Origin of the sequence: Streptomyces acidiscabies (assembly GCF_020010905.1) — a bacterium.
In the GTDB taxonomy this organism is placed as follows: Bacteria; Actinomycetota; Actinomycetes; order Streptomycetales; family Streptomycetaceae; genus Streptomyces; species Streptomyces acidiscabies.
Map to the genome: position 1 here is coordinate 5,884,194 of NZ_JAGJBY010000001.1, position 10,113 is coordinate 5,894,306.

Here is a 10,113-nt window from a genome sequence, read left to right on the forward strand (position 1 = left end):
GAGGTGTGTCCGTGTCTGAGTCTGATCCGGGATTGTTCGGCCGGGTGGATGCATTGGTCGCGTCGAGGTCCGCACTGCCGGCACCGGCGGAGCGCAAACGACTGCGCACCGCGCACGGCCTGACGCTCGACGAGGTGGCGGGAGCGCTCGGCGTACGCCGAGCGACGGTGGGCGGCTGGGAGTCCGGCAGGACGGAACCGAGACCACCGGAACGGGACGGATACGCCCGGCTGCTCAAGCAACTCGCGGAGCTGTACCCCGAGGCCCCCGACTCGACGGCACCGGCGAAGGACACAGCAGCCCCCGCCACGACTGCCGCGCCCCCGCCCACGACTGCTCCTGAGCCCGCGCCGGACACGCGAAGGACGGCCCCGGCTGCCGTAGAAGCCCCTTCGGGCACCCCCAGACCGGCTACGCGGCAGCCGACGAAGACGAAGAAGGCGCCGAGGAAGACCCCCCCGCCGGAGCCCGCGACCGACCCGAGGTTCGAGAACGGCCCGCTGGCCGTGGTCGACGTCGAGGACGGCCAGGTATCGGCGTACTGTGTCGGCGGCCTAGTCCTGGACATCCCCGCCCGCTCCCTGCCCGCGCTCATCGAGTGGACGCTGACCGAGGCCCGCCTCGGCCAGCCCCGCCTGCACCGCCACGGCCGCGACGCCGACCCGGTTCTCGTCCTCACCCTGGCCGCACTGGAGCGCTACGGCCTGCCCGCCGCCCTGTCGGAGGAGGAACGGCGCGCCGGACGGCTCCCGGACAGCCACCGGACGGTCAAGCAACTCCTCAAGGCGGGCTGGCAGTTGACCCAGCGGGGATTCGGCCCATGGGCACGGATCTACCGCCCCGCAGAAGGCTCCCGGCGCCAGTGCGTCCAGGTGTGCATCCCCGCCTGGAACGCCCTGGACGTCCGCGAATGGGACCGCAAGGACGCCCCGGTCCTGCCCACGATGCACCCGGCCGACCTCGCCCGCTACCTCGGCACCTACGCACAGCGCGTGATGACGCCACGCGGCACGACAGCGGTCACCGGCCTGGAACTGATGGTGGCCCTGCGCCCACCGACCCGCGCGGAGAAGGACGAGGCCACCGGCGAGTGGAAACGCGCGTTCAACCCGGACGCGCTGACCGCTGTGTACGACGTGGTGGAGTGCGAGGTGCCGGACGAACACCCGCTGCTGAAGGGTAGGTTCGCCCGCCATCACCTGCGCACGCCCGCGGAGATGCTGATGGAGGAGCCCTACGACTGGTGCCGCCCGCTGACCGACGAGGAGTGCGCGAACTCCTACCTGGTCGCGGTCGATGTGAACATGTCGTTCGCGGCGGCGGCGAACGGTCTCACGCTCGGCCTGAACGGCCCGACCCACCTGAAGGACAACCCGCCGTTCGACCCGTCGCTGCCGGGTTCGTGGCTGGTCGACCTGTCCCACGTGGACCTGTCGCGGGTACGGGTCGACGGTCACGGTGTGGACGCCGGGCTTCTCCCGTCCCCGTTCACTCCGTCCGGCGAGCCCCCTGCCGGCCCGGCCTGGTACGCCACCCCGACCGTCGCGTACGCGGTGGAGCTCGGTTTCGAGGTCGCCCCGACCGAGGCGTACGTCCGTACACAGTCCGGCCGTTACCTGGACGGCTGGTACAAGCGGCTGCGGGACGCCTACGTGGCGACGATGGCGGATCTCGGCGTCACCACCGACCTGGTGGGCCGGGAGTTCCTGGAGGCGATGGCCCGTACCGGGGACACCGACCCGGTGCTGGGCCTGCTGGCGACCGCCGTCAAGGCGACGGCGAAGGGCGGCATCGGCAAGCTGCGCCAGCGCAACCGGGGCCAGGTGCCGTACTACGAGCCGTGGCCCGCGCTCGCGAGGGAGACCTGGCGTCCGGACATCCGGGCGGCGGTACTCGCGAACCAGCGCATCGGCATCCACCGCAAGCTGCTGAAGACCGCCGCCATGGCCGGCGTGTACCCGGTGGCGATCGGCACGGACGCGGTCGTCTACCCCTCCGAGGGCCCGTCCCCGCTGGACGCCCTGCCGCACACCGTTGAGGGAAAGCCGCTGCCCGGCGGTTTCCGCCTCGGCGTGTCACCGGGCATGGTGAAGCACCAGGGCACGAGAACGGTCCTGTGGGCCGAGGAGCAGTTCGAGGAGGCGGGCACGGTCTTCAACCTCGCCAACCTCATCAAGACGGCTCCCGACATGGGTGAAGGGGAGTAGCCGACGATGACGGACTCGGTCGGGGACGGCCTGGACGCGGCACTGGAATCGGCGTTCACGCGCCGTATCCCCCAGAGCGCCCAGGCCCAGATGAAGTACCTGGTGAAACAGCTCAAGGGCACCAGAGCCGCAGCCGAGGCGCTAGGCATCTCCCAGCGCACGGTGGAGCGTTACGTGGCGGGGAAACTGAAACGCCCTCGCCGTGATCTGCGTGAGCGCCTGGAGCACGAGGTGAGGAACCGCTGGCAGCCCCAGGTCCGCGCCCGAGCGAAGAAGAAGGCGACGTCCACGGACGGCGTGATCGTCTCGACCCGAGCGCGGTTCGGTTTCACTGCGGCCCCCGGCACGACGGACGACGCCCGCACCCGCGACATCACCCAGGCCCTCCCGCCCCACTGGGCACAACGCCTGTTCACGGCCCGCGACGCGGGCGCCGACGAACACCAACTCCGCGCGATCGCCGCAGACGCGCTGGCGGAGATGTACTTCCGCAACAACAACACGCGCGCGGCGGGCCTGGGAGTGGAGTTCACGGACGTGACGCACATCCGTATCGACCTGTAGTTGTGCCGGGCTGGGAACATTTCCATCATTTTCAAAATGCTGGCAACCGATTCTGGTCGATGCCTATGTTGGGGAACGCCGAAAGGGAATTCCCATGGCGACGGATACACGTCGCGTCGACAACAGGGGGATCTACATGATCAAGAGCCATATAACAGGGGCGGTGGCTTCGATAGCGCTGGTCCTGGGGGGTGCGCTGACCTTCGCACCCAGCGCTGTGGCGGACAACGGTTCGTCGTCGGCCGCTGTCCCGGCGTCCGGCGATCTCGCGCTGCTGCAAGCGTGTTGGGGGCAGCGGGTGACCGGCAGCGCAGGCCACTACGGGAACAGCTCCTGGTGCGACTCGGGGCGGTACCGCGAGGTGATCAGGTGCGAGACGCTGGGAGGCTATCGCTATGTCCACTACGGCCCCTACGTATGGGCGCCCGAGCGGAGCACCGCATGGTGCAACCTCGGTGACAGGGTTGTCGGGGACTGGCTGGAATAAGTTCCGGAAATCCTTGGTCCCGGAGGAAGAGCAGGGGTTCTCATCCCGTAGGTGACCTTGGAAAGCCGCGCCTTTATAGTGAGGTGGCGGGGGCGGAAACGTTCTCGGCCCCGCCACCTCACCCCGCTTTCCCGTCCGTTGCCCCGGCTGGCCCCAGCGAGGCGGGGTGAAAGGGGTTCATTGAACCTCTTTCATCCTGGGGTCTGAGGAGTGAAACAGGCTGGTCAGGTGGGGTGACGTGGCGAAGCCCCTCGTCGTTGGTGTGGTGATCTCACTCAACACGCCGACGGCCGGGGGGCTTCGTCCCGCACGAGCTGGTTGAGCATGTCTCCTGGCTCATCTACACCCGAAGGCGTGAACTTGGCTCGACGTGGCGGAAGTTGAGCTGCTTCAAGCAGGCCCTCCTGGCACTGGCTCAGCTGCGGAAGAACGAGACGTTCGCTCAGGTCGGCGCCGGGTTCGGGGTGTCGGAGGCGACGGCATGGCGCTACGTCGACGAGACGCTCGACGTCCTGGCCGCCTGGGCACCGGGCCTCCACGAGGCCCTGCTCGGACTGGGCGAAGGAGACTTCGTCATCGTCGACGGCACACTCATCCCGACCGACCGCATCAAGGCACCCTGATGACCTGCACATATTCAGGATGAAAGAGGTTTGCTGACAAGGAGAAGGACGGTCCACGTGCGCCTGCTTGATGACCTCCAGAGAGGTCTTACGACGCGGTACAACCAGATCGCCACTTCTCGGCGATCGAGTTTCGGTCGCGAGGTGCAGTACGCCGCGTGCTGGATCCGCAAGCAGTCCCCCCTCATGGCGATCATCGATGAAGCCCGTCACGTTGAGGAACTGCCTCCACTGGAGGAGTGGCTGAGGCAGTGCGCGAACAACGACGGCGTGCTCTGGCCGACGGAAACCGAGGAAGGCAGGGCAGTACTCAGCTGCGCACTGCGGCCATAGATGAACTGGGTGGCGGGCGCGCTGACCGTACGGCCGCAGTCTCGCAGGGTATGCACGCTGCGACGAGCGTGATCGGATGCCCGGCACGCATCGAGGGTCGCGTCGAGGACGGCCAGGGACGGAGCCGAGGTACCAAACTCGGCGTTCTGGATGGTGCTACAGCGAGAGCGCGCTGGCTGAGCCGCGCGTTTTTGCGCAGCGTGGCCAGATGCGCAGCGAGCGGGGCATAGGGGGCGTGTGCGGTGAGGTTGGGGGAGGGCATGCCGGGCGCCTACCTGCCCACACCGGAGCGGATCGCGGCCTCGGCCAGGACGGCAATCAGGCGGCGCCCGCCGCCGGCGAGCGCAAGAGTGCCTGCGCCGGTGGCACCGCAGCCACCAAGCAGGGCAAGGATGTCACCGACCGGCGTCCCCTCATGGAACAGCAGAGTGCCGAGCGTGAGGAACACGACCAGCAGAATCAACGCCTGAGTCGGGCCCAGCGCCCCGGGGAGAGGGGGGCAGTGTGCGAGCGGGGACAGAACGGGTGGTTCACGCAATGACTCCATCGGGCGGTGGGATCCCGGCACGGCGGCCGGTTTGGCGAACTCCTTCGCCTGGGGTGTGGTCTTGGGGCAGCGGCGTGCGGGAGGGCGGCGCCGGCCAGGAGTGCCCACAGGGTGTCGCGGCACTTCTGCCGCAGGAGGGCATGTCGGGAAGGGTTCAGGTCTGGCAAGCGCAAGTGGTTGAGCGCGGCAAGGCCATCGCGTGGCGGTCAGGTGAGGAGGGCGGTGAAGGTGCCGACGTCGATCCGGCCCTCGGCGATGCCGCGCAACGTCTGGCGGTACTCACCCTGGCTGCTGCCGAACGGCCCGTACATGTCCAGCTCCCTGCCGACCACCACCCCGGGGTCGATCGTGTCGGGGCGCAGGCAGACACCGGCCAGCACGATCTCCGCACCAGCCGGTGCGCCGTCGACGACCCGGGCGAGAACCTGGGCACTCGGTTATGGGGTCGGGTAGGGGTCTTGGCTGATCAGGTGGGCCCTCAGACCCTCTCCGACGCCGGGTTCGGGGGTGCCCGCCCAGTCCTTGATGAGCACGCCACCACTGCTGCATCCCCAGGGGTTCCAGGTCCACGCGAGATAACTCATGGCGTGCGCATCGGCCCAGTTGACCAACTGTTGCATGTAGTCGAAACCGCAGTTGTCCTGGCCGAATTCACCGATGACGACGGGCACGTGCTGGGCGAGCGGCGCGACTTGACTGTCCCAGCAGGACACCGTCGCACAGGCGTTGAAGCTGTACGCATGCCATGACGCGGCAATGTTGTTCAGCGGGTCGTTCGGCATGTGCGTCAGCCACTCGCGCATGTCGTTGGCCCACTCAAGGCCGCCCAGCATGAGGACGTTGGTCGCGCCGGTGGCCCGGACCGCGTCGACCAGGTCCTGCATGCCAGCCGTCTCGTACGGGAGGCCCGTGCAGGTGCCGCCGTCGCGCCAGCACTGCCAGCCGACGGTCTTGTCCCAGTCGGCGGCGATCTCCGGGTACGGCTCGTTGAACAGATCGAGGACGACGGCGTCATTGCCCTTGAAGGCGCCTGCGACACCGGTCCAGAACTGGGGGGAGTACTGCGCGTCCGGCATGGGTTTTTGGCAGGTCGCGGTGGCGTCCTTGCAGTGCCAGTCCGGCCCGTTGGTATAGGCGCCCCGCGTCCAGTGCAGGTCGAGGATCGGGGTGATGCCATTGGCGACCAGCAGGTCGACGTAATCTTTGACGCCCTGCTGGTAAGCGGTCCCCTTGGGCGAGCCGTTGAGTCCGAGCCAGCATTCCTCGTTCAACGGCACACGTACCGCGTGGATGTTCCAGGTCTTCATCGCGTCGACGGAAGCCTGGTCGACCGGACCGCCGTCCCACAGGCCCTTGCCCTGAACACACGCGTACTCACCGCTGGAGCGGTCCACGCCCAGCAGCCGGTACGGCTTGCCGCTCGCGGTGACGATCGTGTTGCCGGAAACCTTCAGCTCCGGGGCCGGACCGCTGGGACCGCCGGTCGGTGTGGTGGTGGGGCTGGGGGTCGGGGATGTCACCGAGCCGGTACAGGTCACGCCGTTGAGCGCAACCGATGCGGGTTGCGGATTGGCGCCCTTCCACGCGCCGTTGAACCCGATGGACGCCGACCCGCCGGTGTCCAGCGTTGCGTTCCAGCCGAGGTCGGTGGCGGACACGTGGGTGCCGGACTGTGCCCAGGTGGCGCTCCAGCCGTTGGTGACCTTCTGGTCGGAGTCCGGGAAGTCGAACGTCGCGGTCCACCCTCGCACGGGGGAGCCGAGATTGGTGATGGCCAGGTCCGCGGTGAACCCTCCCGGCCATTCGCTCTGCACCTTGTACACGACCGAGCAGCCGGTGGCGGCTGCCGATGCGGGCAGGGTGGCGACGGCAAGGCCACCCAGGATCAGTGCACCGGCGGCACCGGTGGCCATTAAGGCGTGACGACGTTTCACTTGATCTCCTCGTTGCCGTAAGGGATCGATGAGCTCGATACCCAGCTGATCGACGAGCTGGTGAGCCCGGCCCAGGCCGAGGGCCTGCAGCTGACCGGTCCACCAGGCGGGTACTGCGTGCCGTACGGATCAAGGAATCAACAACTGTCGCGCGTTCAGGTCCTGTCTTCCCGACGGATCCCACGCGGGCATCAGCAGCCGATCGGTGAGGAGCCCAGGGCCACGTCGTCGAACCAGAGGGTGTCGTCCCCGGTGCCGTAGCTCTCCCAGCCCAGGCGCAGGCCGGTGGGGCGGGGAAGGGTCCTGCGGGCGAGCCACTGCCCGTCGACGTTCTGGGTCGGTACCCCGTCCACGTGCAGTCCGGCGATCTCCTGGTCGTCGACCCAGGTGCGCATGGACTGGGCGGTGGTGTCGATCTGGTACCGCAGGCACAGCCACCGGCCGGTCGCCAGCGGGGTGCTGAGCGCGACACCCGCCGGGCTCTGTTCCGGCAGCGTCGCGTCGTCGCTCTCGCGGTTCCACTGCAGCGCGCCGTTCTGCCCGCCGACGCGCAGCGCCTTGCCGCCCTGCGAGGCGTCCGGCATGGACACGAAAGTGACGTGGCTGATGGGCAGGGCGGTGGTGTGCCGGACCCGCATCCGCACGTACACCACGGGCCCGACGGAGGACAGATCACGGGTGGAGGCTGCGAAGACGTGGTTGCAGTAGCCGGCGCCGCCGTCGACGCGCAGCGACCTGGTGCCGCTGTAGGCGACGGACGTGTCGACAACGACCTTCCCCGTTCCCTGGCAGTCGGGTGCCGTGATCTGCCAGTTGCCCGAGGGCACGGTCCCGGTCTGGTCCTCGAAGTCGGAGCAGATGGCCGCCCCGGCCCCGACGCATTCGGCCGGAGTCGTGGGTGTCGGCGTCGGCGTCGGCGTGGGAGTCGCGGTTCCGCCGCACGGAGCGCCGTTCAGGGCGAAAGCGGTGGGGGCGGGGTCGGTGGTGCGCCAGGTGCCCTGGAGGCCGAAGTCCACGGACCCGCCGGCGGCGAGCACGGCATTGTGCGCGGCGTTCACGGCAGTCGCCGCGCTGCCCGACTGGGTGACCTGCGCGTTCCAGGCGGACGTGATCTGCTGGTCGCCGCCGTAGGCCCACTCCAGCCGCCAGCCGTTCAGGGCGGCGCCGAGATTCGTGACGCGGATCTGGGCGGTGAAGCCGCCGGCCCACTCGTTGGTGGTGTACGTGACCGTGCAGCCCGTCGGCGCGCCCTGTGCGCGCGACGTCGCGACGGCGGGAAGGGCAACCGCCACCACGGTCAGCACCAATGCCCACAGGGGCAGCCGGTGGTGGCGCACGCGTAATGAAGTCATGGCCATGATCACTCTCTCGCGGGAGTCAGGACGTGGTGCAGAGGAGTGTGCCGAGGTCTCGGTCGTCGCCGTTGAGCGTCATGCCCCACACAGCAATGCGCTTTCGGGCGGGCGAGCGGTGGATCGAAAGAAGCCGCATGTGGGGATCCGCCTTCTTCGTGACGGGGCGCCGTGACGTTCGTGTGGGACTGCTTTCGGAGTGAGGAGAGTGAGCGCTGGAGCACCTTCTTGTGGGAGCGCTCCCATAGTCTCCGTATCCGGGACTGTAGAAGAGGGCCATGACCCTGACAAGAGGTCGCGTTCCCGTCGGAGTTTTCGCCGTGTCCGGGCTGGGAGTGTGCCCCGCCCGGACAGGGGGTGGAGTCGGTTGGGGTTCGGCCTCTGCTTGGTGCCGCTACAGGTTCAGTACGTCCACCGGCACGCCTTCACCACCCGTGCCGAGGCCCGGCTGAAGATTGCCAGCTGGATCACCGGCTTCTACAACGCACACCGACTACACAGCGTGTGCGGCTGAAAGAGCCCGATCGGCTACGAGCACGACTACTGGACGGGCTTCACCGAGGAGCCGGCTGCGTGGGCGATTTACGGCGGTCGCGCCCCGCACGCACCTCAACCTCGAACGCGCCGCCGACGGCGGCCTGCCCGAGAGCCCGCATCGCGTGGACCGGTTGCACGGCTGTGTCGGCCGGGCCGGTGAAGGCGAGAAGAACTGTTTGCTGCTGAACGACCGACGTCGCTCCGCGCATCCTCAGCTATACGAGAACGTGCGCCGACCGAGACCAGCGGGCAGTCAGGGGATGAGTACGCAGTGGTTCTCGATCACTCTGCCGCTGCGATCCAGGCCACCGCAGATGGCCAACCGCGGATACGCCCTGATCTCGCGGTTGACGATGAACCGCCACTGCGACACGCCAGCCTTGGCGTTCCGGTAATCGCCTACGAAGGCGCGCAATGTCCCCGGCAGTCCGTCCCTGGTCGTGACGGTGATGTCCTGGACGTAGTCGCGCCCCTGATAGGCGGTAGCCACGCAGATGTAGGTGCCGCAAGTGGACTTGACCTCGGCGCTCGCCGGTGCTGCGGTCGCCAGCCCCAAAGCACAGGCTGCGGTGAGGGCCGCTGCGACCGTCGCTGATCGTCGCCGTGCGGTTGTCACCGGCCGAACCATCTCTTGGCGCGAGTGCATCACAAGACCCCCCTTGACCTGTCTGCGCTGAATGGCTGTCCGGCTATTCACATTGTCGTGGGGTAGCCAGGATTCGACAAGTAGCGATGTAATTACGCAGCACTACACGCTATCCGGAGGTAGCAGTACGGGCACAGGCCTTGCCGTCGGTGACGCAGCGGATCGGGTCCTGCGGGCGGTCGCTCGGTACTGGTGAGTTCCTGGCCCCTACCGTGCCGCGGGAAGCCTGACGGGATCTTTGCTGCCTCACGGGCGTTTCCGGCGTACCGAACGCAGCCACCGGTCCAAGACGCCACGCGCCTGGGTGCTGTCCGAGGCAGGGGGTGGGAACGGAGGGGGAGGCGGGTGGCTCGGGCCGGCTGTCCGGCATCGGGGAGGCGGCCGGCAACCTGCACGCGGCGGACCACGGGACGCCCCCGTCAGGACATCTGCGCCTCTGCCAGCGAGAGGTCCAGGGAGTCGAGGAGTTGACCGAAGGTGATCTTCTCGTCGTTGTAGTCGAAGGTCATGGCGGCGGCGAGTGCCTCCCACCGCTTGGTGCTGCGCTCGCAGTGCTCCAGCAGGATCGTCAGGGCGACTTCGGGTTCGTTGTGGGCGAGGATCTCGTCGGCGGGGATCTGGCGCAGGTGCTCCGGTGGCCGAGGCGGTACTGAGTGAAGCGGGTTTGATCGGTCGCCCAGTCGCTGCCACGGGCGAAGGCGTTCGAGTAGGTAGTCGGCGGCGAGCGCGGTGGCGGTGACGCCGTTTATGTCCATCGCATGCCGATGGTGGTGAGTTGTTGGATGCGTTCGGGGGTGAGGGTGGCGGCTCTGCTGCGTTGGTTGTTGATCCATGCGCCGAGTCGGAGCTCCCGCTCCTCTTGGTCCTCCCTGCCGCCGCTCTT

At 68.2% G+C, this 10,113-nt stretch carries 10 protein-coding genes and 1 pseudogene; 4 read left to right on the forward strand and 7 right to left on the reverse strand.

The annotated features are described in order from the left end of the window. The first annotated feature begins 11 nt into the window (after positions 1-11). From tap to J8M50_RS26905, 4 genes and pseudogenes are all read left to right on the forward strand, one after another. Positions 12-2,207, forward strand: a complete 2,196-nt coding sequence (gene tap / locus J8M50_RS26890; protein WP_029184606.1) for a telomere-associated protein Tap — start codon at positions 12-14, stop codon at positions 2,205-2,207. A 6-nt stretch (positions 2,208-2,213) separates the two neighbouring features. After that, positions 2,214-2,771 (forward strand): telomere-protecting terminal protein Tpg, encoded by a 558-nt coding sequence (gene tpg, locus J8M50_RS26895; RefSeq protein ID WP_010359892.1) that lies wholly within the window; start codon positions 2,214-2,216, stop codon positions 2,769-2,771. Positions 2,772-2,865: 94 nt separating this feature from the next. Beyond that, positions 2,866-3,258 (forward strand): hypothetical protein, encoded by a 393-nt coding sequence (locus J8M50_RS26900; protein ID WP_010359893.1) that lies wholly within the window; start codon positions 2,866-2,868, stop codon positions 3,256-3,258. A gap of 314 nt (positions 3,259-3,572) precedes the next feature. After that, positions 3,573-3,875 (forward strand): annotated as a pseudogene (locus tag J8M50_RS26905) (helix-turn-helix domain-containing protein); the annotation flags it as partial. Between the two features lie 610 nt (positions 3,876-4,485). Here J8M50_RS26905 and J8M50_RS26910 read toward each other — a convergent pair. The 7 genes from J8M50_RS26910 to J8M50_RS50535 form a co-directional block, all read right to left on the reverse strand. After that, on the reverse strand, positions 4,486-4,677 hold the full coding sequence (locus tag J8M50_RS26910) for a hypothetical protein (protein ID WP_141655660.1): 192 nt from the start codon (positions 4,675-4,677) through the stop codon (positions 4,486-4,488). A gap of 290 nt (positions 4,678-4,967) precedes the next feature. After that, on the reverse strand, positions 4,968-5,141 hold the full coding sequence (locus J8M50_RS26915; protein ID WP_010359900.1) for a hypothetical protein: 174 nt from the start codon (positions 5,139-5,141) through the stop codon (positions 4,968-4,970). 57 nt (positions 5,142-5,198) lie between these two features. Then, on the reverse strand, positions 5,199-6,674 hold the full coding sequence (locus J8M50_RS26920; protein WP_010359902.1) for a cellulase family glycosylhydrolase: 1,476 nt from the start codon (positions 6,672-6,674) through the stop codon (positions 5,199-5,201). Positions 6,675-6,886: 212 nt separating this feature from the next. Further along, entirely contained in the window at positions 6,887-8,047 is a 1,161-nt protein-coding gene (locus J8M50_RS26925; RefSeq protein WP_040838512.1) for a cellulose-binding domain-containing protein, read from the reverse strand. Between the two features lie 790 nt (positions 8,048-8,837). After that, on the reverse strand, positions 8,838-9,200 hold the full coding sequence (locus J8M50_RS26930) for a hypothetical protein (RefSeq protein WP_029184609.1): 363 nt from the start codon (positions 9,198-9,200) through the stop codon (positions 8,838-8,840). Positions 9,201-9,649: 449 nt separating this feature from the next. Beyond that, positions 9,650-9,985 carry a hypothetical protein gene (locus J8M50_RS26935; protein WP_010359908.1) on the reverse strand — a complete coding sequence of 112 codons (336 nt, stop codon included), beginning with the start codon at positions 9,983-9,985 and terminating at the stop codon, positions 9,650-9,652. After that, a complete protein-coding gene (locus J8M50_RS50535) occupies positions 9,976-10,059 on the reverse strand; it encodes a helicase associated domain-containing protein (RefSeq protein ID WP_223786338.1) in 84 nt (27 codons plus the stop codon). The genes J8M50_RS26935 and J8M50_RS50535 overlap by 10 nt, the downstream gene beginning before the upstream one ends. Positions 10,060-10,113 lie beyond the last annotated feature (54 nt).

Bases quoted from the DNA above. Each gene is read 5' to 3' on its own strand.
- J8M50_RS26925 (WP_040838512.1), bottom strand. From the start codon at position 8,047: ATGACTTCATTACGCGTGCGCCACCACCGGCTGCCCCTGTGGGCATTG.
- J8M50_RS26900 (WP_010359893.1), top strand. From the start codon at position 2,866: ATGGCGACGGATACACGTCGCGTCGACAACAGGGGGATCTACATGATC.
- tpg (WP_010359892.1), top strand. From the start codon at position 2,214: ATGACGGACTCGGTCGGGGACGGCCTGGACGCGGCACTGGAATCGGCG.
- J8M50_RS26920 (WP_010359902.1), bottom strand. From the start codon at position 6,674: ATGGCCACCGGTGCCGCCGGTGCACTGATCCTGGGTGGCCTTGCCGTC.
- J8M50_RS26935 (WP_010359908.1), bottom strand. From the start codon at position 9,985: ATGGACATAAACGGCGTCACCGCCACCGCGCTCGCCGCCGACTACCTA.